General features: G+C 44.0%; 23 protein-coding genes. All 23 read right to left on the bottom strand.

Features of this window, described 5'->3' with window-relative positions; translation table 11 throughout:
* Window positions 1-43: 43 nt before the first annotated feature.
* Entirely contained in the window at window positions 44-454 is a 411-nt protein-coding gene (locus tag PBF_RS22535) for an FtsB family cell division protein (RefSeq protein ID WP_035332985.1), read from the bottom strand.
* Between the two features lie 15 nt (window positions 455-469).
* The gene (gene yabQ, locus PBF_RS22530) at window positions 470-1,102 is read right to left on the bottom strand and encodes a spore cortex biosynthesis protein YabQ (RefSeq protein WP_035332983.1); all 633 of its coding nucleotides are present in this window, start codon (window positions 1,100-1,102) and stop codon (window positions 470-472) included.
* Complete coding sequence (gene yabP, locus PBF_RS22525; RefSeq protein ID WP_035332981.1) at window positions 1,099-1,401, bottom strand: sporulation protein YabP; 303 nt, start codon at window positions 1,399-1,401, stop codon at window positions 1,099-1,101. The genes yabQ and yabP overlap by 4 nt, the downstream gene beginning before the upstream one ends.
* 346 nt (window positions 1,402-1,747) lie before the next feature.
* Entirely contained in the window at window positions 1,748-2,014 is a 267-nt protein-coding gene (locus PBF_RS22520; protein ID WP_035332980.1) for an RNA-binding S4 domain-containing protein, read from the bottom strand.
* 17 nt (window positions 2,015-2,031) lie between these two features.
* Window positions 2,032-3,486 (bottom strand): nucleoside triphosphate pyrophosphohydrolase, encoded by a 1,455-nt coding sequence (gene mazG, locus PBF_RS22515; protein WP_035332977.1) that lies wholly within the window; start codon window positions 3,484-3,486, stop codon window positions 2,032-2,034.
* An 8-nt stretch (window positions 3,487-3,494) separates the two neighbouring features.
* Window positions 3,495-5,102, bottom strand: coding sequence for a putative polysaccharide biosynthesis protein (locus PBF_RS22510; RefSeq protein WP_035332990.1), 1,608 nt, complete (start codon window positions 5,100-5,102; stop codon window positions 3,495-3,497).
* A gap of 266 nt (window positions 5,103-5,368) precedes the next feature.
* Window positions 5,369-5,905, bottom strand: a complete 537-nt coding sequence (spoVT, locus tag PBF_RS22505; protein WP_035332975.1) for a stage V sporulation protein T — start codon at window positions 5,903-5,905, stop codon at window positions 5,369-5,371.
* Window positions 5,906-6,259: 354 nt separating this feature from the next.
* Window positions 6,260-9,799, bottom strand: a complete 3,540-nt coding sequence (gene mfd / locus PBF_RS22500) for a transcription-repair coupling factor (protein WP_035332973.1) — start codon at window positions 9,797-9,799, stop codon at window positions 6,260-6,262.
* 329 nt (window positions 9,800-10,128) lie between these two features.
* Window positions 10,129-10,359 carry an anti-sigma-F factor Fin family protein gene (locus tag PBF_RS22490; protein ID WP_035332971.1) on the bottom strand — a complete coding sequence of 77 codons (231 nt, stop codon included), beginning with the start codon at window positions 10,357-10,359 and terminating at the stop codon, window positions 10,129-10,131.
* A 129-nt stretch (window positions 10,360-10,488) separates the two neighbouring features.
* A complete protein-coding gene (gene pth, locus PBF_RS22485; RefSeq protein ID WP_035332969.1) occupies window positions 10,489-11,049 on the bottom strand; it encodes an aminoacyl-tRNA hydrolase in 561 nt (186 codons plus the stop codon).
* A gap of 389 nt (window positions 11,050-11,438) precedes the next feature.
* Window positions 11,439-12,089 carry a 50S ribosomal protein L25/general stress protein Ctc gene (locus tag PBF_RS22475; RefSeq protein WP_035332966.1) on the bottom strand — a complete coding sequence of 217 codons (651 nt, stop codon included), beginning with the start codon at window positions 12,087-12,089 and terminating at the stop codon, window positions 11,439-11,441.
* A 164-nt stretch (window positions 12,090-12,253) separates the two neighbouring features.
* The gene (locus PBF_RS22470; protein WP_035332965.1) at window positions 12,254-13,210 is read right to left on the bottom strand and encodes a ribose-phosphate diphosphokinase; all 957 of its coding nucleotides are present in this window, start codon (window positions 13,208-13,210) and stop codon (window positions 12,254-12,256) included.
* A gap of 44 nt (window positions 13,211-13,254) precedes the next feature.
* Window positions 13,255-14,628 carry a bifunctional UDP-N-acetylglucosamine diphosphorylase/glucosamine-1-phosphate N-acetyltransferase GlmU gene (glmU, locus tag PBF_RS22465; protein WP_035332963.1) on the bottom strand — a complete coding sequence of 458 codons (1,374 nt, stop codon included), beginning with the start codon at window positions 14,626-14,628 and terminating at the stop codon, window positions 13,255-13,257.
* A 488-nt stretch (window positions 14,629-15,116) separates the two neighbouring features.
* Window positions 15,117-15,407, bottom strand: coding sequence for a septation regulator SpoVG (gene spoVG / locus PBF_RS22460; protein WP_009336662.1), 291 nt, complete (start codon window positions 15,405-15,407; stop codon window positions 15,117-15,119).
* Window positions 15,408-15,572: 165 nt separating this feature from the next.
* The gene (gene ridA / locus PBF_RS22455; protein WP_009336663.1) at window positions 15,573-15,947 is read right to left on the bottom strand and encodes a 2-iminobutanoate/2-iminopropanoate deaminase; all 375 of its coding nucleotides are present in this window, start codon (window positions 15,945-15,947) and stop codon (window positions 15,573-15,575) included.
* 24 nt (window positions 15,948-15,971) lie between these two features.
* Window positions 15,972-16,790: a pur operon repressor gene (gene purR / locus PBF_RS22450; protein ID WP_035332962.1), complete on the bottom strand. Its 819-nt coding sequence runs from the start codon at window positions 16,788-16,790 to the stop codon at window positions 15,972-15,974.
* Between the two features lie 59 nt (window positions 16,791-16,849).
* The gene (ispE, locus tag PBF_RS22445) at window positions 16,850-17,719 is read right to left on the bottom strand and encodes a 4-(cytidine 5'-diphospho)-2-C-methyl-D-erythritol kinase (RefSeq protein WP_035332960.1); all 870 of its coding nucleotides are present in this window, start codon (window positions 17,717-17,719) and stop codon (window positions 16,850-16,852) included.
* Between the two features lie 318 nt (window positions 17,720-18,037).
* Complete coding sequence (locus PBF_RS22440; RefSeq protein WP_026041722.1) at window positions 18,038-18,211, bottom strand: small, acid-soluble spore protein, alpha/beta type; 174 nt, start codon at window positions 18,209-18,211, stop codon at window positions 18,038-18,040.
* A 250-nt stretch (window positions 18,212-18,461) separates the two neighbouring features.
* Window positions 18,462-18,725 (bottom strand): biofilm formation stimulator Veg, encoded by a 264-nt coding sequence (gene veg, locus PBF_RS22435; protein ID WP_009336667.1) that lies wholly within the window; start codon window positions 18,723-18,725, stop codon window positions 18,462-18,464.
* 308 nt (window positions 18,726-19,033) lie between these two features.
* Window positions 19,034-19,918 carry a sporulation peptidase YabG gene (gene yabG, locus PBF_RS22430; protein ID WP_035332959.1) on the bottom strand — a complete coding sequence of 295 codons (885 nt, stop codon included), beginning with the start codon at window positions 19,916-19,918 and terminating at the stop codon, window positions 19,034-19,036.
* A 178-nt stretch (window positions 19,919-20,096) separates the two neighbouring features.
* Window positions 20,097-20,975, bottom strand: a complete 879-nt coding sequence (gene rsmA / locus PBF_RS22425) for a 16S rRNA (adenine(1518)-N(6)/adenine(1519)-N(6))-dimethyltransferase RsmA (protein WP_035332958.1) — start codon at window positions 20,973-20,975, stop codon at window positions 20,097-20,099.
* Window positions 20,968-21,528: a ribonuclease M5 gene (rnmV, locus tag PBF_RS22420; protein ID WP_035332988.1), complete on the bottom strand. Its 561-nt coding sequence runs from the start codon at window positions 21,526-21,528 to the stop codon at window positions 20,968-20,970. The genes rsmA and rnmV overlap by 8 nt, the downstream gene beginning before the upstream one ends.
* A gap of 522 nt (window positions 21,529-22,050) precedes the next feature.
* The gene (locus PBF_RS22415; RefSeq protein WP_035332987.1) at window positions 22,051-23,244 is read right to left on the bottom strand and encodes a G5 and 3D domain-containing protein; all 1,194 of its coding nucleotides are present in this window, start codon (window positions 23,242-23,244) and stop codon (window positions 22,051-22,053) included.
* Between the last annotated feature and the right edge of the window lie 544 nt (window positions 23,245-23,788).

The raw sequence follows: 23,788 nt of genomic DNA, 5'->3' as shown, positions 1-23,788 counted from the left end.
GGGCACTTTTTTATCAGTGTCCGCTATCCGGGGTATAGTTCAGTCAGTCGGCCTTTTTTTCTTTTTTCTTTTCTTTTTCCGTCTCTTCTTCAGGGAGGTTAAAAATGATTTCGTTATTGTCAGATAGGTAATAATCCTTGCGGGCAAGCTTCGCGATATACTCATCATCATTCAGCTTAACAATTTCTTCTTCGAGCATAGCTTCTTTCTTCTTCAGGTCAGAAAGCTCCTGATCCAGCCTGGTTTTCTCTTCCACTTTTTCTTCCAGAGCAGCAGACTGCGAAACGAGTGTGGAGATCATGAAAAATGAAACGACGGCTGCCAGTGTGAAAAACGCTGCTAATCTGCGAAATAAAAGCTTTTTCCTCCGGCCAGCACTGATCTCTGCTGCTTCCTGCTGTTTGACATAGCTGGTTTCCATTTTGGCTACATTTTTCTTCTTGGTGGCACTCACTTCCGCATTCCCTCCCTACTCTTTAGGTTTTTTCCACTTTGCTGTCCATTTTAAAACATAATTCTTTATCCGCTGTAAATATCCTGCCAATTTATTATATAACTTCTCGACTGTTTTTTTAATCTTTTTCGGCATAAGATTCCATAAAAGTGACAAAATCCATTTGACGGGCAGAAAAACCGCCTTAAAGGTGAACCAAAAGACTCGAAGTATGACCTTTAAAAGGGAATAAAGTCCCTTTCCAAGCATGACGGCAATCGCAATTAACGCCATAATCAGACCCTGGACGGGCTTATAGATGAGCAAAGTTAAGGTTTTCACGAAAAAGCGGTATATGGAGATCGCCATCCTGATGGATATCTCCAATACCCGCAGATACATTTTCTTAAATAAACTTTGATAAGCGGCAAATCCGCACAGCAAAGCAATGAAAATATAAAATCTCACTTCACCCTTATTCACCAGGAATAAAATATAGAAGATTGCCAGTCCCTGAACGACCCAAAAAAGAATATCATTAATAAAGACAAGCCAGCTTTTACGCTTAGTCCTTTGCAGGAAACGATTATACGTATCAAGGGCAGCCCCAAATACACTTCCCATGCCAATCATCGCCAGCATGGTCACGAATTGAGTGGTCAGTGTCATCGGAACAACTTGCTAAAGAAACCTTTAGCTTTATCTCCATTCTGATCGTCAATATAAACAAGGTCAAATACCTTCCCTTTGATGGAAACAATCCCCTTGTCCACATCCAGATTCTTCATCTGCAGATTCTGTCCTCTAATCGCCAGGAAGCCCATCACCGTCTCCAGCAAAAACTCTTCATTATCAAAGCTTTCCACCTGTTTAACACCCGTAATATCAAGCAGCCTTCTGCCTCTCATAATGACATCATGTTCCTGAGCATTGGTTTTGTTTGAATTTGACTCATAATATTGACTCATTATTCATCCCCCGCAATCACATAGTACAACCTTTTTGTACATGTTTATGAATGGGGGGATTAAAATAGAACAAGCCATCAGGAAAAGCGCAAGGCGCCCGCCTATCGGCGACAAGCATAAGACGAGCCGGCTGAAAGGTTGTTCTTTAACCTTTTAGACGGATTGAAAGAAATGTTGAGGCGACTGCCCGGACGACTAGCATAAGACGATCCCTGTAAGAAGGTGTTTTTTCCTTCTGGAAGGGAGCGGCTTATGACCTCGAGCCGATGGCGCCTGGAGCTAGACAGTTATCGAAGTTCAATGATATAAATTCTGATAATATAACAAAAGCGGGATCTCATACGTCTTATGCTTCCGATTCCACTTTTTCTTCCTTCACAATCGAATACATGCCGGCCGCATCTTCCTTGCGGGTTGTTTCCTGGAGGCGTTCCACCTTGACTGTTACCAGCTTCTGGCCGAAGCGGACTTGAAGCTCATCTCCCACTTTAACAGTGGAGCTTGCTTTCGCCTGCTGTCCGTTTATCGTGATCCTTCCCTGATCAGAGACCTCTTTTGCCAGTGTCCTTCTTTTGATAAGCCTTGATACTTTTAAAAATTTATCTAATCTCATTTAACGCCACTCCTCTATTAATAGCCTTTGGATTTTGCCTCATTCCAGAATTCATCGAGCTGTTCGAGCGTAAAGTCTTCAAATTTTCTGCCGCTCATCATTACCCGTTCTTCCACATACTTAAAACGGCGGATGAATTTTTCATTTGTTTTTCTCACAGCTTCTTCGGCATCCATTTTATAAAAACGTGCAATATTCACAAGAGCAAACAGGATATCGCCAAATTCCGGCTCCATCTCCGGGCTGAAGTCCGCGGCTTCCTTCTCGAATTCGGCAATCTCTTCTTTTACCTTCTCCCAGGCAGGCTCAACTTCCTTCCAGTCAAAGCCTGCTTTTGCTGCTTTTTTCTGAATTTCGGCAGCTCTCATTAAGCTCGGGAATGATTTCGGGATAGAATCCATCATGGATTCCTGTTTGTCACCCTTTTCCTCCTGCTTAATGCTCTGCCAATTTTTCAGGACATCTTCTTCATTTTCAGCGTGCACATCGCCAAAGACATGGGGATGGCGGCGGACCATTTTTTCGGAAAGGCCTTCTATCACATCATCGATGGCAAAATAGCCTTCATCCTCGCCGATTTGAGCATGAAGCATCACCTGGAGAAGGACATCTCCCAGTTCTTCCGCCATATGCCCGGTATCTTCATTATCAATCGCTTCAATCAGTTCATAGGCTTCTTCGATTAAATATTTCTTTAATGATTCATGGGTCTGCTTTTTATCCCATGGGCAGCCGTTTGGTCCGCGCAATTCAGCGATAATGCTCCGCAGCTTTGAAAAATCCTTATAAAGGACAGCCTCATCTTTTACAGGGGGCACATATACCGAAGTTAAGTTATTCAGCTCCATATTATGATCCAGTTCATGTAGCTGCACTTTTTTAATAACCTCTTCACTGCTGCCGGCAGCTGTTACAATATAAACCTCGTAATCGTAAGGCAGCCTTTCCATCAATGTCAGCTTGACGTCACTCGCAATAAACTGATCATACACCTGTCCAATGATGACGTGCTGGGCCACCTGGACCTCATCTCTTTTCAGATCCGTCCCATCCAGCAGCTGAAACCCTTCAATCGGATCGATCTTCAAAGCCTGAAATAAAGGATCCAGGAAGCTTTGTCCGCCTCCAATCGTAACCTCAATGCCTCTCTCGGGAGCACGCTCTATGAGAAGCTGCACCGTACGCTCCGCAACGAGCGGATGCCCCGGAACTCCATATGTAATCTCTTTGGCAGGGGCTTCGTTCAGGAGAAATTCACAAATCTCCTCATATACTTCTTCAAACTGCTCATGCTTTTCGTAAATATAATCAAAAGACTTATACGCCAGCCCTTCCTGTTCGAGATCACGAAGAACCGGATGCTCCTTAGTCCGCAGGTAAAGAGCCTCTGTATTTTTAAGCTGTCGATATACACCAAAAGGAAGCTGATCCAAATCTCCTGCTCCAAGTCCGAGAATGGTTATTTTTTTCATAAAGCGATTCATCTCCTAGTCTTTTTGGGAAGCAAAAACATGAGTTTGCTTCCAAGCGGCAGTAAAGCAAGCTCTTCCTCTTTAAAAGTATTGCCTTTAAACATGATATACAAATACGTAAAGCCTCCCAGTGCTACGCCGCTTAATGCCTGGAATCCGGCAAACGTTCTGCCCGGTTCCGGGATTGGCAGCAGTGCTGTGGCGTGCAGGTACAGCTGCAGAACAGCTGACATTGTTAGTGCTGCGAATCCAGCCGCAAAAAGAAAGCGCAGTGAAATCAATGAAATTTTCAAGTATACCTGAAGCTTTACTATAAGAAGCATGAGGACGGCCGCAAGGGCTATGCATGATGCCACAGCTGCGCCGATTGTGCCGTATGATGGCACCAATTGCGTATTCAGGGCAAGTTTTGCCGCAAATCCAAGCAGTATGGCTCCTGCCGGGAAAAAGATGAATCCCAGTCCCTGTAAAATGCCGGTAATGGTGATGATCAGGCTGCTCAGCAAAATCAGCAGACTGAGAATCGCCAGGACATCCGACCCTGATGAGTTTTCAAACAGCATAATATTTGCAGGCTTTATGATATTCCAGAGCCCAACGGTTGCGGCAGCTCCAACCAGAATGCCGATTTGAAGGGCAAGTCTGATTTTACTATGAAGGAATGCGGGCTGATTCCTCATTTTTTCTTTGGAAATGAGGGGCACCAGTGACAGGGACATGGATGTTGCCACGACAATGCCTAGCTGGACAATCGGCTGTCCTCGGTCATACACGCCTTTTAGCGCCTTCGCCTCTTCTCCTTCCATTCCGGATGCCAGGAGAAGCGAGTATAAATTAAACGAATCTGCCAGCTGAATGAAAATAAGCACCAGGCTGCTGATGCAGATGGCAAATCCCTGTATGATAATCGTTTTCGCCAGCTTGCCGCCTTGTTTAAAATCAATTGAAATGGCGGACGGCAGGCTTTTTCTTTCTTTTATATAAAAGAAGGTGAATAAAATAAGGATGGCGACGATTCCGCCGGTAATGGCCCCGAACAGGGCCCCGCCTCCTACCATGTAGAGGGAATTCCCTCCTTTAACCAGCACATAAGCGGCAAGCAGGATCGTGATGACCCTGATAAGCTGTTCTCCTACCTGGGAAACAGCGGTTGGAACCATGTCCCCTTTGCCTTGAAAATATCCCCGGAAGAGAGACAGAATTGGAAAAATAAGAAACACGGCTGCCACCACTCTCAGCAGAATTGCCAGCTGCGGATCGCCCATCCTGACAGCCAGCCAGTCCGAGCCCCAATACAGGATGGAAAACCCGATAAAACCTATTATGGACAGAACCACGGCTGAAACGGCAAATAAATTTTGAATATCCTGCTCTTTCTTTAAATCAGCCATCTCGGCATAAAGCTTAGAAATAATGACCGGAAACCCGTATGTAGATAACACAATGATGATTCCATAGAATGGATAAACCTGCTGATATATATAAAACCCTACATCCCCGACAATATTTTGAAAGGGGACCCGGTAAATTGCGCTTAAGATTTTTGTAATCAGGGCAGCGATCGTCAGGATAAACGCACCTCTAAACAAATCTCCGGATGTCTGAACGGGCCTCAGGTTGCCCATCTCCTTCCAATTGAATTCGAAAGTATTATAGCATATTGGGGCTTTGTGCGGGATTTTTCGGTTATGCGCGGGATTATGATGGTTGCGTGCGCTTTTTTGGTTTTCGCGCGGATTTCCCGTTTTTGCGCACGGATTTTATGCCTTTTTGCGCGCTTCCCTGGTTTGTGTGCGAATGCTTCTTTGTGCACTGAATCCTGAGTTTACACACCAAAGAAAAAAGGCAGCATTCCGCTACCCCTTTCATTAAGTATTCATTTTTATGATTCCATTTGTCTGGCCAGGAAGCCTGCTGCCGTTTCAACTGCTTTTTGTTCCACGTCGCCAAGTGTATCTTCTTTTGCAAAAATGATAACTGCACCAATTGGGTCGCCGTTTGCAATGATTGGGCCAATTGTATAAGCGGAGGAGGATTCAGTGTTCCCGTCCACAAGCGAAATATCGCCTGACTGGTTAACCAGGACTGAACTGCGTTCTTCCATTGTTTTTTCAACAAGATCGCTTATATTCTTGTTTAAGTAATCCTTTTTAGAACCGCCTGCAACAGCAATGTAAGTATCTCTGTCACAGATTAACACTGGATTTCCCAGGCTGTCATATAAGGCTTCTGCATATTCTTTTGCAAAATCGCTCAGTTCACTGATAGGTGAATATTTCTTTAAGATGACTTCTCCATCACGATCCACGAAAATCTCCAGCGGGTCCCCCTCACGAATACGCAATGTTCTGCGGATTTCTTTAGGAATGACTACACGACCCAAATCATCGATACGACGAACTATACCTGTTGCTTTCATCCAACGTTGCCTCACTTTCATCTGATGATTTTTTAGAAAAGCGGAAGCGCCCATCAAGATGTATGAACATCTGCTAAAAACCGCCACGTCCTGTGGCGAACGCAGATGCCAGCACTTGCTCTTTCCTCTTCTGGCTATGATCCATAATTGGGAGAAAATGAATGCATCGCCATGTTTGAACTTAGTATCTTTCATATGGAAAGTTATATACGTGCACAAAAACTTTTTCTCATAGATGTTATTCATTCCATTTACGGATAAACATTCCAAATGCTCCTTACTTAAAAATACCCTTGTCAGAATGAGATAAACATTTCTAATATTTCATTTTATTGACAGGACTGTGTCCATGAATTACGCAGTTGGATGTTCTTGTTCCTTTTTAGCTTCCTGCATTCCCTTAATCACTTCGTAGGCAATGTTAAGCCATTCATTTGTTTTGATGCCTTTGATATGGAGGACTGCTTTCAGCTTCTTTCCATCCATGCCCAGGCCGATCATACGGCCGTATTTGCTGGTAATCTGGAAAATCTTCTGTCCGTCTATATGTTCGCTCGCCTTTTCAGATAAAAGAATCAGCACTTCCTGTTTGGATTGCTTAACTGTCTCGACTCCTGCCAGTTCACCATAAGCCTTCATTTCGGCAATCTGGAATAAATACCCTACCTCATCCGGATATTCGCCAAAACGGTCGATCATTTCATCCTGAAGCTCTTCTACTTCTTCAAGAGATGAAATACCGCGGAATCGCTTATACATTTCAATTTTCTGATGGCCATCAGACAAGTAGAAATCAGGAATATAGGCATCAACATCCAGATCGATCTCAATTTTAGCCGGCTTTTCCTCGATGCCATCCAGCTTATCTTTTCGTTCTTCAATCGCTTCTTTAAGCATTTGGGAATACAGATCAAAACCGACGGAGTCGATAAATCCATGCTGTTCGGCTCCAAGCAGATTGCCGGCGCCCCTGATGGATAAATCACGCATGGCAATTTTGAAGCCTGAACCAAGCTCCGTAAATTCCTTTATGGCCTGAAGCCGCTTTTCAGCTACTTCTGTTAATACTTTATCTTTTCGATAAGTAAAATACGCGTAGGCAACCCTGTTGGAGCGGCCAACCCGGCCCCTAAGCTGATAAAGCTGGGACAGACCCATCTTGTCTGCATCATGGACAATCAGCGTGTTGACATTTGGAATATCTACGCCTGTTTCAATAATCGTTGTGCTGACGAGAACATCGGACTCGCCTTCAAGGAAGCTTAACATAACAGATTCTAACTCATTTTCCGTCATTTTCCCATGGGCATATGTTACCCTTGCATCTGGAACCAGCATGGATATTTCCTCGGCTTTTCGTTCTATATCCTCCACCCGGTTATATAGAAAATAGACCTGTCCATCCCTCGCCAGTTCCCTTTCAATGGCTTCACGAACCAGTGCACCATTGTATTCCATCACATAAGTCTGAACCGGGAATCGGTTTTCAGGCGGTGTTTCAATAACGGAAAGATCCCGAACGCCAAGCATTGACATATGAAGGGTTCTCGGGATTGGCGTGGCTGTCAGAGTAAGGACATCCACATTGGTCTTAAGCTGCTTGATCTTTTCTTTATGTGTCACACCAAAGCGCTGCTCTTCATCAATAATGAGCAGGCCTAAATCTCTATACTGGATATCCTTTGATAAAATCCGATGTGTGCCGACAACTACGTCAATAGTCCCTGCCTTTAAGCCCTTAAGCGTTTCGGTCTGCTGCTTTTTTGTTCTGAATCGGCTTAATAGCCCGATTTCGATCGGGTAATCCTGGAATCGTTCTCTCATTGTTTCATAGTGCTGCTGAGCCAGGATGGTCGTCGGTACGAGGATGGCAACCTGCTTTCCATCTGCAATTGCCTTAAAGGCTGCACGGATGGCCACTTCGGTTTTCCCATAGCCCACATCTCCGCATAATAAGCGGTCCATCGGGCGCTCCCTCTCCATATCCTTTTTAATTTCATGGATGGAGCGGATCTGGTCCTCTGTTTCCTGGTAAGGGAAGGCCGCTTCAAACTCTCTTTGCATATCGCCATCCGGATTGAAGGCAAAGCCTTTTGATGCCTCGCGCTCTGCATAAAGCTTGATTAGATCATCCGCAATATCCTGAACAGATGATTGAACCTTCTTCTTAACCCGCTTCCAGTCGTTTCCGCCCAGCTTATAAATTTTAGGCTCTTTTGCTTCAGAGCCGACATATTTCTGGACAAGATCAATCTGCTCAACCGGCACATACAGCTTGTCGCTGCCCTGGTAGCGGATATGAAGATAATCTTTATGGACTCCGTTAATTTCAAGGGTTTCAATCCCCAGGTATTTTCCGATCCCGTGATTGACGTGAACGACATAGTCCCCAACCTTCAGTTCAGAATAGCTTTTGATTCTTTCCGCATTTGAAAGCTTTTGTCTGCGTGCTTTCTTTTTGGTGCGTTTGTTAAAAAGCTCTTCTTCCGTAATAACGGCCAGCTTTTGGCCTGGAAGCTCAAATCCGGTTTGCAGGCTTCCCTCTGTAATTTGGATTTTCCCTGTTAAAACCGGGTCATCCTCACTCACAAATGCAGCTTCAATCTCGTAGTCTTCAAGTACTCTTTGCAATTTTTTGATCCGCTCTTCATCCGGGCCCAGGAATACGACCGAATATTTGCCTTTTTTCCATCTGTCCAGCTCGCTTTTAAGCACATGCATTTGTCCATGGAAATTCTGCATCTGTTTGCAGGTGACATTAATGATGTTTTGCGGGTTGGTATTCGGTACATGTCTCAGGAACAGCGACATATACGTAATCGGATGCTTAGAGCGGTGCAAAAACTCTTTTAACGTGTGTGACACCTTCACATCATGAATGATCTGGCCTTCACCTAAAAGGCTTGTATACCACTCAGCCTCTTCCTTATCAAGGGAGTCGTTCATTTCCTGAACACGGCTGATTTCATCAATGAAAATTAAGCCATTGGCAGGGAGATAGTCTACTAAACTACTTCCTTCTTCAAAGGCAAACGATAGGTATTTGAAAAGCTGTTCAGGCTTGTTCCCCATGCGCAGCTGTTCTAATTCGTAGCCAACATTCTGGGCCAGCTGTGTTTTTGCTTTATCGTCTTTCAGTTTTTTCAGGCTTGATCCCAAACCTTTTTCCAGTTTTTCAATTATGGTCTGGAATTGCTCTGAATCAAGAGGGATTTCGGTTGCTGGTCCAATCGAAATCTCGGTTAATTTTTCTTTTGATCTCTGATCCTCCAAAGAAAAAGTCCGGATCGAATCCACTTCCGTATCAAACAGCTCAATCCTTACCGGATCTGCTTCAGTCAATGGATAGATATCAATGATTCCGCCCCTGACACTGAATTCTCCAGGCGAAGAAACCATCTCAGAACGGACATATCCCATCTGAACAAATCTTTTTAATTGATCTTCAGTCAAATCATCGCCTATTTTTAAAGACAGCTGGTATTTTTGCCAGTGGCTTGGAGGCGGAAGAATTTTTCTTAGCCCGGCCATCGGGACAATCATGATTCCTGTCTTATTTGTACTCCAATAATTTAAAGCCTCAATCCGCTGGGCCTTTAACTCGGGGCTTGCAATCCCCATTTCAGCTGCGATCAATTCATTGGCAGGATACAAAAACACTTCCGAATCTCCTGCCAGATTGACGATATCGTCATAAAGCTTCTGTGCCTGCAAAAGGTTGTGCGTTACAACAAGCATCGGCCTTCCCGATTGCTCATATATGGAAGACAAAAACAAGGTGCGTGCCGACCCTGATAAACCGGCAAGCATCTGCTCCCTCAATCCTTCCTCTATGCCAGACAAGATGGAACTAACATCATCCTGACGGCTAATAATCTCTTTAAGACCAAACATGAAAGCCCCTCCTATAAGAAAAGCGCAAGCGCCTTGCCCACTCCCGACAAGCCCCTCGAGGGGGCAGGCGCTGGAGCTGGACGTTCTCAAAGTTCAAAATTTCATTTATTTTATAAAAGCGCTCCGGCAGTTCAACCGCCAAAAAGCAGATGTCATTCCAGGCCCCATTGAGCCGGAAAACTGACAGTCTGCAAAAACCCATTTTTCCTATCATTAATCTTACTAAAAAAAATAAGGAGGCAACAAGAAACAATAGAACGGTTTCTATCAAATATAATAATGCCTCAAAACAGAAATAGAAAAACGCTTTGGATTGCCTCCAAAGCTTGTTAATGAATAATAAAGTCCTGCTGATGATAATCCGGATTGCGTTCAAGTGATTCCTGGCAATCCTCACAGATCGCTCTTACATGCATATCTCCTGATTGATCATAAGAGATCATCTCCCGGCGTTCCTGATCGTTTAGCTTATGGAAGCCAAGCTGCTCTGAGTAAACAGAGCTGTTCTCTATTGAACCAATCTTTGTTCCGCAATGACGGCAATGATAATGAATAGCCATGCCTGTCCCTCCCGTTAATCTGTCCATGATTCTAGTATGGACCCCGGACAGGGAACTTATTCACGCATCCAGCGCTGCCGCCAATGCTGAGATACATTATTCTATGATAAGATTAATAAAATATGAAGATTATTGATTAAAATCATTCATAACCTGTAAAAATGGTTTTCTGAACCACTCCTCACAGGCATCTGCGCACTTTTTAGCTGTTTCGTCCATTATGGCCTGTTCCTCTTTCGTGAAGCGGCCGAGCACATAGTCCGGCACCTTCATGCCGCTTGGCGGACGGTCGATTCCGACTCGGATTCTGTTGAATTCCTGTGTCCCCAGGTGTGCGATTGTCGACTTGATCCCATTATGGCCGCCTGCGCTCCCTTTTTGGCGGAGCCTAATCTTGCCCACAGGAAGATCCAGATCATCATAGATGACCACAAGTTCATCATCATTTATCTCGAAATAATCCATAACTGCCCGGATGGACTCTCCGGACAAATTCATATATGTAAGAGGCTTAAGCAGAAATACTTTTTCTCCGTTCACATAACCTGCGCCAAATACACCTTTCAGCTTAGCCTGATTCAGAGGAATATTCAGCCGGTCCGATAAAACATCAATCACATCAAAGCCAATATTGTGTCTCGTTTTATCATATTGCTTGCCGGGATTCCCCAGCCCTACAATTAATTTCATTTTCTCACCCCATATTAGAAAAGCGCAGGTTCGCCCGCGAATTACCTGGCGTGTGCGCTGACTTCATCTATTCTCTTTTTTCATTATAGTAGAAAGTGTGTTGTTCGGTAAGGAAATTCTGTTTGGAGGTTGCCGGTTCGGACTTCTGCGGGCTCTTTTTTCGGTCTATCTGTCCGAAGGTGGGTCCGGTTCAGACTCTGAATCCTCTTTTCCCTCTGCCTCTGTCTGAAGCTGGGCAGGGTTCGGACTCTGAATCCTCTTTTTCCGCTGCCTCTGTCTGAAACTGCCCCTGGCTGTCCTAAGGCGGACCAATTCAAGCTCATTTCATTCACAATCAAACAGGGGCTTGCCATATTGCAAAGCCCCTGTAAGAATAGCTTCACCCGAGCTTATTCTTCGCCTGTTTTATCTTCATCTGCTGTTGTTTCTCTGCCTTCTTCATTTTCAGGTGTGCCTGCTTCCTGTTCTTCACCGCTGTTGATTTCTTCTTCCTGTCTTGGAGGAAGAATAGAAGCGATAACCTCGTCATCTTCATTGTTTATTTCATAGCTGCGATTTGCTTTGATATCGGCGACTGTCAAGGTCTCGTTTACCTGAAGATTCGTTACATCCACTTCAACAGAGGATGGAATATTATTCGGTGTCGCTGTGACTGAGACTTCGTGCATGGATTGCTGCATAACGCCTCCATCTTTCACACCTGCTGCATCTCCAGTTAAGACGACGCGTACATCTGCCGTCATTTCCTTATTCATATCTACCGCAAGAAAATCCGCATGGACAATTGCATTTTTAATTGGATTGGATTGGTAGTCACTAAGCACCACTTCATGCTTGCTGCCATCCACATCTAATGAAAAGACACCGTTTCTGCCTACTTCCTTTATTGTCTTCAGAAAATCGGCTTCGCTTAAGTAGATCGATTTGCTTTGCAGCTTTGAACCATACACAACGGCCGGAATATTCCCTTCATTGCGCAGTGAAGTTAAGTTAGAGTTGCGTGAACCTTTTCTTTCTTTTGCCTGCAATACAGCTGTCATAAAAACGTCCCCTTCCTCATTAAAAAAATTAGTCTTGTCTATATAAAAAAATGCCCTAAAATGAGGAAGTCTAAACGTTTTTGTTTTTGCAGCCTATCACTTTTTTCAAGAAACGCAGATCAGGCTTGCTTTGCAGCAAGCCTGGATAGTTACTTTATTACCGATCAATCAAACAGAGTGCTGACAGATTGCTCTTCATGAACCCGGATGATGGCTTCACCGATTAGCGGTGCTACAGAAAGTTCAACAATCTTGTCTGTTTTCTTCTCTTCCGGAAGAGTGATTGAGTTTGTTACAACCAATTCTTTGATGGTTGAGTTTTCAATTCTTTCGATGGCAGGTCCGGATAGAACCGGGTGTGTACAGCATGCATAAACTTCTGATGCACCGTTTTCAATCAGGGCATTTGCTGCTAATGTAATTGTTCCGGCAGTATCAATGATATCGTCGATTAAGATGGCCGTTTTTCCATCGATGTTCCCTACAATGTTCATGACTTCAGCCACATTTGGTCTTGGACGGCGCTTGTCAATGATGGCAATCGGCGCTTTTAAGCGGTCAGCCATTTTACGCGCACGTGTTACGCCGCCGTGGTCTGGTGACACGATTACGATGTCGCCATCCATCATTTTGTTCTTAAAGTAATCAGAAAGGATTGGCACACCCATTAAATGGTCGATAGGAATATCGAAGAATCCTTGAATTTGCGGCGCATGCAGGTCAAGTGTAATCACACGGGTTGCACCAGCAGTTTCCAAAAGGTTTGCTGCAAGCTTTGCTGTAATCGGCTCACGCGCTCTTGCCTTGCGGTCCTGGCGGGCATAGCCATAGTAAGGCATTACGATGTTGATGGTCTTGGCAGATGCACGCTTAAGAGCATCGATCATGATCAAAAGCTCCATTAAATGCTCATTGACAGGAGAGCTTGTAGACTGGATCACATACACATCGCACCCGCGGATGCTTTCTTCAATGTTAATTTGGATTTCGCCGTCGCTGAAGCGCGTTACGGAACATTTACCAAGCTCCACACCAATCACATTGGCGATTTCTGCAGCTAGCTTGCGGTTTGAATTTAAACTGAACACCTTTAAATTTGGATCTAAATACTGGTTTGACATTTTGGGCCTCCATCGATTTATTTCTTACAAATAGAAAGTTCGGTTTATTTCTTAATGTTTAAGTTTTGCGTGTAGTTTTCCTTGTTAACCTGGCGTGCGCGGGCAATGGAAAGGGCTTCTCCCGGCACATCTTCAGTAATCGTCGAGCCTGCTGCCACATATGCACCTTCCCCAATCGTTACCGGTGCCACGAGATTGGAGTTGCATCCAATGAATACACCATCTTCGATTTTGGTCAAGTACTTATTTTTGCCGTCATAATTAACAGTGATTGAGCCGCAGCCCAGGTTAACATCCTTGCCTACCTCTGCATCGCCAATATAGCTCAGGTGAGAGGCTTTGCTTCCTTTTCCGAAAACAGACTTCTTCACTTCAACAAAATTGCCGATTTTCACCTCATCGTGAATATCTGATTGCGGACGAATGTGAGCAAACGGCCCAATATTCACTTGTGAACCGATATGGCTGTCATGTGCTGCAGACTGGCGGATCACTGTACCTTCCCCAATATGGCAATCAGAAATCTCCGTATGAGGTCCGATCACACATTCAGACCCGATGATGGTCTTGCCGGAAATAATGGTTCCAGGGTAAAGAACAGTATCTGAACCAATTTTCACATCCGCACCAATATACGTGTTTGACGGATCGATAATCGTCACGCCGTTACGCATATGTTCTTCATTGATCCGCTGTTTCATGAATGATTCTGCCTGGGATAAGGCTACACGGTCATTGACACCCAGAGTTTCGCTAAAATCAGCTGTCTGGTAAGCCGTAACGACCTCTCCTTCATTTTTCAGGATCTCAATTACATCCGGAAGGTAATATTCGCCCTGCACATTATCATTTGTTACTTTGTTCAAGGCTTCAAACAAAGCCTTATTATCAAAGCAATAGGTTCCAGTATTGATTTCTTTTATCTTGCGTTCTTCCTCGGAAGCATCTTTCTGTTCAACGATTTTTTCAACCATCCCCATGTCATTGCGAATCACACGTCCATATCCGAATGGGTTTTCCGCATGAGCGGTTAAAATAGTCGCTTTGGCAGAAAGCTCTTCATGATGTTTGAAAAGCGCTTCCATCGTTTCATGCCTGATGAGCGGTGTATCTCCGCAGACTACGATGGTCACACCCTCTTTGCCTTCCAGCATTTCGCGGGCCTGCATAACCGCATGAGCGGTGCCAAGCTGCTCCTCCTGAAGAGCATATTTGCTGCTTGAGCCAAGCTGCTGCTCCACCATTTCCGCTCCGTGTCCAGTAATCGTGACAATTTCTTTTATGTTAAGCTTTGTAACTTGATCAACAACATGTTGAACCATCGGTTTGCCGCATACAGGGTGAAGGACTTTGTAAAGCTTTGACTTCATTCTTGTCCCCTGGCCTGCGGCTAAAATCACCGCGTATCGATTAGACATTTACAGGCCTCCATTATAACCTTTTTATCCATAACGAATATATCTTAAATGGGCTCTTATTTCAAGAATTGATGACAAAGTACATATATTTAATCATTACCATAAGCGGTATTTTCTGAAGAAATGGTTTATATTTTTAAAGAAAGGGTAATGGACAGAAAGAAAAAAGCCCTAAGCACCTCCAATAATCGGAGGTCTTAGAGCATTGAAATAAAAAAGGTTCTTTTCGTTAAAATGTTGTTTAGCCTATCAATGGTTGCCCGTTGATTTCCGCTCCAGGATGCTCAGCAAACGCGGGGCAGGCGGTGAGCATCCTCGACGCTGTTCGTCTGCGGGGTCTCACCTGTCCAGCTGCTCCCGCAGGAGAGTATCGCACCTTCCGCTACAATCAACTTCGTAAATAATACACAAAATTGCAACAAACCTTGCAAAAACAACCAATAAAAAAGAGCCTTACTTATGAAGTAGGCCCTTGTTGATTTATTTTCTTAGGAAGCACCGGCTTCTTCAAATTCCACTTCTAATTCACCTAAACGGTGGTACTCGGCTAATACAGCCTCCTGGATTTTACCGCGCGTTCCTGAATTGATTGGGTGCGCGATATCTCTAAACTCCCCATCCGGAGTACGTTTGCTGGGCATGGCTACAAATAAGCCATTATTTCCATCAATCACACGAATATCATGAACAACAAATTCATGATCCAGCGTAATAGATGCGATTGCCCTCATTCGTCCATCCGTGTTAACGCGGCGTAATCTTACGTCTGTCACTTCCATTCTGTTCACCACCTTTTCGAGAAGATATAATCCTAATTGTATAAATTCAACAAATTTCCTGAATCTCCTTCTTTAATAAAAAATATTTTTTGAATATTTCGTTCAAATCTTTTCCCAATAAAAAACGCCCGTCACATGAACGAGCGAGTGAATTGCGGTTATTATTTATTTTACAAGGGCTACAACTTCAATTTCAACCAGGGCATCCTTTGGCAGGCGTGCCACTTCCACACAGGAGCGTGCAGGCTTGTGTGTGCTGAAATATTCTCCATACACTTCATTGATGGCTGCAAATTCGTTCATGTCCTTGATAAATACTGTCGCTTTTACCACGGTATTTAATGACGCGCCAGCTTCTTCAAGCACTGCCTGAAGGTTTTTAAATACCTGATGTGTCTGTTCTTTTACATCCCCATCCACCATAACACCTTCTGCCGTAAGCGGAATTTGCCCCGAGCTGTAGAATAGGTTATTTACGGTGATCCCCTGAGAATAGGGTCCAATCGCTGCCGGTGCCTGATTCGTTTGAATGACTTTCATGAATTCTCCCCCTAAAAAATATGATTATTTTTTAAAATAGTTGCCTTCACTTACATTGATTTTCTTTTCCCTCACATCAACATCAGATAGACGCACAAGAGAAAGGTATTCATCAACCAGCCGTTCTTCTGCTTTTTCTGCCTCGACCAGGACAGCAATGCCCGCAAGGTTTGCTTTGAATTCTTCCAGCATGCTGACCATGCCATTAACCGTTCCGCCTGCTTTCATAAAATCGTCAATGATTAAGACATTGGATCCCTCTGCCAGGCTTCTTTTTGAAAGAACCATGGTCTGAATCCTTTTGGCTGAGCCTGACACATAGTTAATACTTACCGTGGATCCTTCTGTCACCTTGCTGTCCCGTCTGACGATGACAACAGGCACATTGAGATAATTAGCGGCAGCATAAGCAAGCGGAATTCCTTTTGTAGCTACCGTCATGACCACATCAACAGGCTTATCCGCAAAGGCTGAGGCAAAAAGCCTGCCTGCACGCTGGACAATTAAAGGATCTCCTAGAATGTCAGTCATATAAAGATAGCCCCCTGGAAGAAGCCTTTCGGGGCTTGCAATTAAGCTGCAAAGTTCATCTACAAATGGCCGGGCTTCATCATCGGTTACTTTAACATGGAACTTGACGCCGCCTGCTGCTCCGGAAACGGTCTGCAGTGTGCCTATTCCTCTTTGCTCAAATGTTTCTTTGATGATGGCGAGATCTTCACTAATCGAAGACTTGGCAGAACCATACCTTTCTGAAAAGAAAGTTAAGGATACCAGCTGACGCGGATGGTTCAATAAATAATTGGTCATATCTATCAACCGTTCGCTTCTGCGAAATTTCATTGTGGAACCCCCATTTAAATCCGAATATTTTAACGATAATATACCACTAATATACGGATTTAATCAAGCTTATGTCTTTCTCCGAGCATTCTGACCGCAAAAACCTGATCGCAAAAACCTCTTAGGCCATTATAAATCCGATGCATTCTTGAATCATGATGCACAAGACCAAACACGGTTGGCCCGCTGCCGCTCATCAGGACAGCATCCGCACCAAATCGCTTCATCTGGTCTTTTATCAGCAGGACCTCGGGGTGCATATTCAGTGTGACATCCTCAAGAACATTTCCCATGTTCCGGCATACGTCATCATAGCAGCCCGAATGGATCGCTTCGATCATTCCTTCCGTATTTGGATGCTGCACATGCTCTACATCCAGTCTCCTGTATACATCCGCTGTCGATACCCCGATGAACGGCTTGGCAAGTATGACCCAGCAGGTTGGAGGAGCAGGAAGCTCCCGAATTTTCTCTCCTCGCCCTGTAGCTAATGCGGTGCCTCCGTATACGCAAAAAGAAACATCAGAACCGATTTCAGTCCCTATTTCAGCAAGCTCATCCAAAGAAAGGCCCAGACCCCACAGCTTGTTAAGTCCTCTTAGAGCAGCTGCTGCATCACTGCTGCCGCCTGCAAGTCCAGCCGCAACCGGAATCATTTTTTCTATTGTAATGGACACACCTTTTTTTACTTGAAACCGTTCTTTAAGAAGGTGTGCAGCCTGATATGCCAAATTACGCTGATCATCCGGAACAAAACGGTTATGTGAGATAATCCTGATCTCATCTTTATCTAAAAGTGTTAATTCCAGGCGGTCTGCCAAATCAATCGTTGTCATTATCATTTCCACTTCATGATAGCCATCTTCCCTTTTATGTAAAACATCCAATGACAAGTTGATTTTAGCAGGCGCCTTAACCATGACCTTCAACATTTCCACCTACTTCTTTCCTTTGAATCGGACTCCTGTCCAGCTCCACAAGCGAAGCGCTTTGCCCTGCCGGTTCATTTCGAAGGGAAAGCCATACCTTCACTCAGTATTGACTTTATTTTAATCGGCAATAAGCGGCAGCGTAATGCTTTTCTCATAGAGCGTCTCCATTTTTTGTCCTATTTTACCACAAAATAAACATAAAAGCTCAGGTGTCCCGGAATATAGAGGCTATTGCTTTTAGACAGAAGAAATGCCGAGGCATAAGCCTCGGCAGACGCAGTGCATATTAATGCTTTAACATATTCTGTGCGCATGCTATTTGTTAAGAAGGTTCTGCTGTGCGATTTCGATGGCCCGCTTAACCATATTGCCGGCATCTTTCGCACGGATGCCGCCCCAGCCTTCCTTTTGGACCACATCATAAAAGCCAAGCTCTTTCGCAATTTCTTCTTTTAAACCATCTGACATAACGCCGCGTCTTCTGCCCAACATTAACATCCCCTTTCGCACTGCGGTAGGTATAGTATGTGAAAAGGCTCTGCTAATCATTAAGAAAAGTGCAAGCGCCTTGCTCACCCCCAACAAGCACAAGCCAATCCTCCCGGAAAGGCGTCCTTTGCCTTTTTGGGAGGATTGGCTTGTGACCTCGAGGGGATAGGCGCTGGAACTAGACAACTCTAAAAAAGGGCAAACAAAAAGCAGTAAACAATTTGTTCACCGCCCGCTGTCATATATATTATTAGCTTAAAGCAACCTGTCCTGATGTATCTTCATAGAATGTAATTTGAACCGTTTCTGTTAAAACATCCGCATAGCTGTAAGATACCCGTTCAAATGCATTTTCATCCTGATCTAACTCAATCACAAATACTGAAGGATACGTTTCGGCCAGAACTCCTGAGCGTTCAATGGTCTTTCTGCGCCCGCCATTTGCTTTCAGCAGGAGCCTTTTCCCAAGATTTGAATCAAGAGCTTTTTTAATATCTGATAATGTTTTTGCCATTCGGTCCACCTCACTATGTTAAGTATATCACACTGACACAAGACTGTCAAACAAAAATATAAATTATAACAGTGTTTAAATTTAAATGTCAATATGTTTTGTTCTACTTTTTCTTCAAATTTTCAACAATTTTAGGATTGCCTTAATTGGAAAAGATTATGTATATTTTTTAGAAAGCTTATTATCTTGGGGTTCATTACCTGGGAAATAGAAATGCACCCATGCGAAATTTCTCGAAAAATGCTAAATATTTTATTATAAATAACCATAAAAAAACAAGCCGCTATATCATACAAACGGCCCGCACATTAGGATTCGTTTAATTCATCGTCATTATATGGCATTCCTGTTCTCAATACTCCCCTGGTTTCAATTCCTCCAAGTCCCTTTTCACCTGTTAGTGTATTTCTTAAAATATCCCACAAATTGATTCTCTCCATAAATGGAGTAAGGCTGACTTTTGCAACAATGTATACAGGGTCAAGGGCATGAATATTCACTCTGGAAGGAGAACTGGCAAAGTTGGCACCCGCATGGATCAGTGATTCGAAATGTGACTGGCATGCTCCGGCAAAAATGACAAGCTGATCAAGATGCGGTACTTTTTTGCGTGCTTCCCTAACCGCCTGCACAAATTCTCTGGAGTGCCTGTAAGCATTGATATCGGATTTTTTCCCCTTTGCCTTTGAATAAGCATCATGGCCTGTTACAACGAGGATATCCGGCCTGTAATGATCGATGAGCTGTCCGATTTTCATCGGCATTTCCTTTTCATTGCAATGGATCCCTGTTACGGGTATGCCTATTTTTTCATACACACTCAAGCATTTTTTTAAATAAGAAGGATCACCATCCAGATGAAGCACCCTGCCTGGTATCTGAAAATAGTTTAGCGTCTTGCTGTAGCCGTCTGTCACTTCATACTCCTGCTTCTCCCTTAAGAGAGCCACATCCTGCCGGAATAGCTGGAAGGACTGTTCCTCAAGTGACCTGAACTCCTCTTCGAACTTCATCCGCTGCGCCTGGTTAATGACGATTAAATCCTCACAGGGCGCATCCGCAACAAGACGGATATCCTCTCCGAATAATATGGCAATTTTTTTGCCGCCATGTTCTTTAATATCAATCACGCGGAATAAAATATCACAATGATACGAAATTCTTCCGACGATATCCATCGTATTTATAGTCAATGTCGTCACTCCAATTTCCCGAGGGTAAACACGGGCTGCATCTAAGCTCTTGTTTGTGATTTATTATTTATGTCATAAATTATGCATTTGACTATGAACATGTGCGTAGAAATGGCGGATGGAGAAGATGGCTTTTGGGCGAAAAAAAGCCCGCTGTTTATTCAGCAGGCTTGGTCTTTTATGAAAAGTGGGACAGCAGGGCATCGCTCAAACGGGCAAATTCTTCGATGGATAGAGTTTCCCCTCTTCTGCCCGGCTCGATATTGGCTTGTTCGAGAGCGGAGAGGATTTGTTCCTTTTTCTGTTTTCCTGCGGGAAGCTGGCTTGTTAAGTTATTCAGCAGCGTCTTGCGCCTTTGGGCAAAGCTTGCTTTTGTCACCTGGAAAAAGAAGGATTCACTTTTAACCGCCACTGCAGGCTCTTTGCGCTTTGTGAGTTTAATGACGGCAGAATCCACATTCGGCTGCGGCACAAAAACTGTCTTTGGCACGATCATAGCCGTTTCAGCCTCTGTATAGTACTGGACAGCAATGGAAAGGGAACCGTACTCTTTCGTGCCTGGACGGGCCGAAATTCTGTCTGCCACCTCTTTTTGGAGCATACAGACGATGCCCCTGATCGGGAGCTTGTCCTCGAGCAGCTTCATGATGATCGGGGTTGTCACATAATACGGAAGGTTAGCGACAACCATTATATCGTCAAAGCCTTCAAATTCTCTTTCAATCGCCGTCTTTACATCTGCCTTTAATACATCTTCATTAATGATGGATACATGGGGATATGGCGATAGAGTTTCCTTTAAAATGGGAAGCAGCCGCTGGTCGATTTCAAAAGCCAGCACCTTTTTGCTTCTCCGGGCCAGCTGTTCAGTCAGCGCCCCAATTCCCGGGCCTATTTCGATGGCGCCCGACTCCTCCGTTAAATCTGCATGATCGACAATTCTCCGGAGAATATTCGTATCGATCAAAAAGTTCTGTCCCAGGCTTTTCTTAAAAGAAAATCCGTATTTATCCAAAATCGCCCGTGTTCTAGCTGGTGTTGCAATATCTTTATGCATTTTGTTCCTCCTTGCGAATAGCTTCGATTGCCTCAGCAAAATCCTTCTGGCTAATCTGAAACATCATTAAGCGCTTATGAAGCTGCTTGCCGTTTGTGTAGCCGATTTTAAGAAGTCTTCCAAGCTTCTCTCTTCTTTCCTTGGCACCTTCTCCGCCAATCAAGCCTGCAGTGACCAGGTCTTCCTGGGTAATGGTTTCTTCATACGTTTCCTGCATAACCTGGGCGTCCTTTAGAGCCTGGCGGATCATTTCCGGCGATGCATGCTCAACTCCTACTCCTCTGCCATGCTTGTGGAGCGCATCCGCTTTTTCTATAAAAGCATGCTTGCATCCGGGAACTTCATTGGTGATCGTATTCCGGATTTTTTGTCCGGGAAAATCCGGATCTGTGAACACGATGACCCCTCTGGTCTTCTGGGCAAGCTTTATTTTTTCAATGGTTACCCCGTTAATGGCAGATCCATTCGTTTCAATTGTATCGGCATCCAGCGCCCTCTTGATCGCCGCTGTATCATCCTTGCCTTCTACAACAATAATTTCCTTTATTTTCATGGTTCCTCCTAAGAAAAGCGCAAGCGCCTTGCCCACGAATGAACGCAGACTAAGAACGCCACGTCCTGTGGCAACGTCTGCATAACCCGCATCCTCCCAAAAGCTGTCGCTTTTGGTCATGCGATGATTATGCTGACGAAGCCTTCCTTGTCCTGCGGGCCTCAGGCATAAGACAGTTCCTGTAATAAGGCGTACTTCCTTCTGAAAGGAAATGGCTTATGACCCCGAGTCCCTAGGAGCCGCAACTAGACAGGCTTGTGACCTCGAGGGGGTAGGCTGCTTGCGCTAGACAGTTATCGATGTTCAAAATTAAAGACTTCTCATTCCGTAAAAAAATATAAAAAATTGAAAAAAAAATGAAACATTTCTGTAATGTAATTCGTCTAAATAGATGTAAGAAGAATATATTTATAAAGAATAGTTCTTATTATATATGAACCGGCTTGAAAATGAAAAATGTTATCCATTAACCTTCTCTGCAATGAAATAAAAAATGCAGGGGAAGCCCCTGCATCATAAAATTTAATTCAGTATCTTAATTTTCACCGTTTTTCTTCCCCACTTGTATGCTTCTGATTTGGAGGAGAAGAATACATCGATTTTGTTTCCTTTAATCGCGCCGCCTGTATCAGCTGCAATGGCATAGCCATAGCCTTCCACATAGACTTTCGTTCCAAGGGGAATGACACTTGGATCAACCGCTATGACCTTAGCACCCGGATTGGCACGCAGGTCCAAACCGGTAGCCGTTCTGCCTGAGCATCCGCTGCAATTAGCCGTATAGGCAGTTGACGATACATATATTTCTTTACCGCTTGCCTTGCTGGTTGTTCCGCGGGAAACGACTTGTGTTGCTGCAGCCACCTTTGTTCCGACAGCAACGACTTTATCCTGCTTTTCCTTCACTTGCTTTTCACTGATCAGCTTTCTGGAAATTTCTTTGCCATTCTCCAGGACGACTTCAAACTCTTTCGTCTTAAGGCCCTTTTTTCCAGCATTCATCACTTTTTCAGTGCCCTTAGTTAAGCTATTATCCTTCTTTGTCACAACTGCGAAATTAATTGGTTCTTCCACTACATCGGTGACTTTTTCAACTCGAATGACTTTTATTTTGTCATTGGCTTTGACTGTCTCTTCCAACTTTGGTTCAACGCGGTCTAAATCATTGATCTTGATTCCCTGCTGTGATAAAAAGTCAGCGACCGTAGTCGAAGTTGACCAAACCTGCTTCTCTTTACCGCCATTATTCAGCGTTAAAGCGAAAGCCTTCTCTACTTGAATTTCCAGGTTGTTTTTAATTGTATCCTCTGTCTTTGGCTGAACCTTATCATGTTCAGTCAGCGTAATATTCTGTTCTTTTAAAACGTCCCCGACCGTCTTTGCAGCCGTCCAAATCGTTTTCTTCTCGTTACCTGTTACAACTTTCACCTGTTTAGCCGGTTCATAGACAATTTCTGTATTGTCCTTAACCTCTGTGTTTACCGAGGGAAACACATAATCTTCTGAGCGGAGTGAAATATCTAGATCATCGAATATATCCTGAATCGTTGCTGCATGTGTTTTGATGACTTTCTCTTGGCCGTCTATCGTCAGTGCTACTGTTTTCTTTGTCGTTTCATATGCAATGAAACCGCACGCAGCAGCAAAAACTACTAAACTAGCAGAAAAAATGGCCAATTTCTTTTTACTCAAAGACTTGGATAACAGGTTTTTCATGTTTTGAATCACGATGAAAAACGCCTCCTTTTCTCTCGGAGTGATTATATAGAGTATCTTGCCGACTGTCAACTCTTTCAATTTTCCAGCTTCCGAAAGGCTGGAAGAATGCAGGCATTGAGCTTTTTTGCCTGTATTCTTAGAACTGCACTCTATCTCTATGTATGAATGATAGTTCCCTTCTATGCATGCCTTCTTGCAAATGCCCTGTTTTCAGTCATGCTTGCCTTTGGATTTATACTTTTCCACATCCATGTGAAAATTCCTCTTTTTTCTGATTTAGGAAATTTTCACGTATCTGGAAATCCTTTGTTTCCGGCTGACCAGACGCTCAGCAATCGGGAGCGATTTTCAGAATTACCTTCAAGACTTCAGGTTTCCGGCCCTCATCTTTCACTCTCCCCAATCAGCAGCAAACGCCCTCCGCTCGATCAGCAGGGGTGCTAAAACAGCACCTGTTTCTAATTGTCCCGCTAACTATTTTCTAGTAATTGGCAAGCACTTCCGTAAACGTATTTCCTATTATGCAAAAAAACCGGATGAA

Origin of the sequence: Cytobacillus firmus DS1, from assembly GCF_000565285.1 — a bacterium.
In the GTDB taxonomy this organism is placed as follows: Bacteria; Bacillota; Bacilli; order Bacillales; family Cytobacillaceae; genus Cytobacillus; species Cytobacillus firmus_A.
This window is presented reverse-complemented; position numbering and strand designations above follow the sequence as displayed.

Excerpts from the sequence above, each read along its gene's own strand:
- mfd (WP_035332973.1), bottom strand. The coding sequence starts at position 9,799 with ATGTTTGGTCTTAAAGAGATTATTAGCCGTCAGGATGATGTTAGTTCC.
- glmU (WP_035332963.1), bottom strand. The coding sequence starts at position 14,628 with ATGTCTAATCGATACGCGGTGATTTTAGCCGCAGGCCAGGGGACAAGA.
- spoVG (WP_009336662.1), bottom strand. The coding sequence starts at position 15,407 with ATGGAAGTGACAGACGTAAGATTACGCCGCGTTAACACGGATGGACGA.
- PBF_RS22520 (WP_035332980.1), bottom strand. The coding sequence starts at position 2,014 with ATGAGATTAGATAAATTTTTAAAAGTATCAAGGCTTATCAAAAGAAGG.
- purR (WP_035332962.1), bottom strand. The coding sequence starts at position 16,790 with ATGAAATTTCGCAGAAGCGAACGGTTGATAGATATGACCAATTATTTA.
- PBF_RS22470 (WP_035332965.1), bottom strand. The coding sequence starts at position 13,210 with ATGTCAAACCAGTATTTAGATCCAAATTTAAAGGTGTTCAGTTTAAAT.
- PBF_RS22415 (WP_035332987.1), bottom strand. The coding sequence starts at position 23,244 with ATGAAAAACCTGTTATCCAAGTCTTTGAGTAAAAAGAAATTGGCCATT.
- PBF_RS22490 (WP_035332971.1), bottom strand. The coding sequence starts at position 10,359 with ATGGCTATTCATTATCATTGCCGTCATTGCGGAACAAAGATTGGTTCA.
- yabP (WP_035332981.1), bottom strand. The coding sequence starts at position 1,401 with ATGAGTCAATATTATGAGTCAAATTCAAACAAAACCAATGCTCAGGAA.
- mazG (WP_035332977.1), bottom strand. The coding sequence starts at position 3,486 with ATGAAAAAAATAACCATTCTCGGACTTGGAGCAGGAGATTTGGATCAG.
- rnmV (WP_035332988.1), bottom strand. The coding sequence starts at position 21,528 with ATGAAAATAAAGGAAATTATTGTTGTAGAAGGCAAGGATGATACAGCG.
- pth (WP_035332969.1), bottom strand. The coding sequence starts at position 11,049 with ATGAAATTAATTGTAGGGCTGGGGAATCCCGGCAAGCAATATGATAAA.
- PBF_RS22475 (WP_035332966.1), bottom strand. The coding sequence starts at position 12,089 with ATGACAGCTGTATTGCAGGCAAAAGAAAGAAAAGGTTCACGCAACTCT.
- yabQ (WP_035332983.1), bottom strand. The coding sequence starts at position 1,102 with ATGACACTGACCACTCAATTCGTGACCATGCTGGCGATGATTGGCATG.
- ridA (WP_009336663.1), bottom strand. The coding sequence starts at position 15,947 with ATGAAAGTCATTCAAACGAATCAGGCACCGGCAGCGATTGGACCCTAT.
- rsmA (WP_035332958.1), bottom strand. The coding sequence starts at position 20,975 with ATGCATAAAGATATTGCAACACCAGCTAGAACACGGGCGATTTTGGAT.
- spoVT (WP_035332975.1), bottom strand. The coding sequence starts at position 5,905 with ATGAAAGCAACAGGTATAGTTCGTCGTATCGATGATTTGGGTCGTGTA.
- veg (WP_009336667.1), bottom strand. The coding sequence starts at position 18,725 with ATGGCAAAAACATTATCAGATATTAAAAAAGCTCTTGATTCAAATCTT.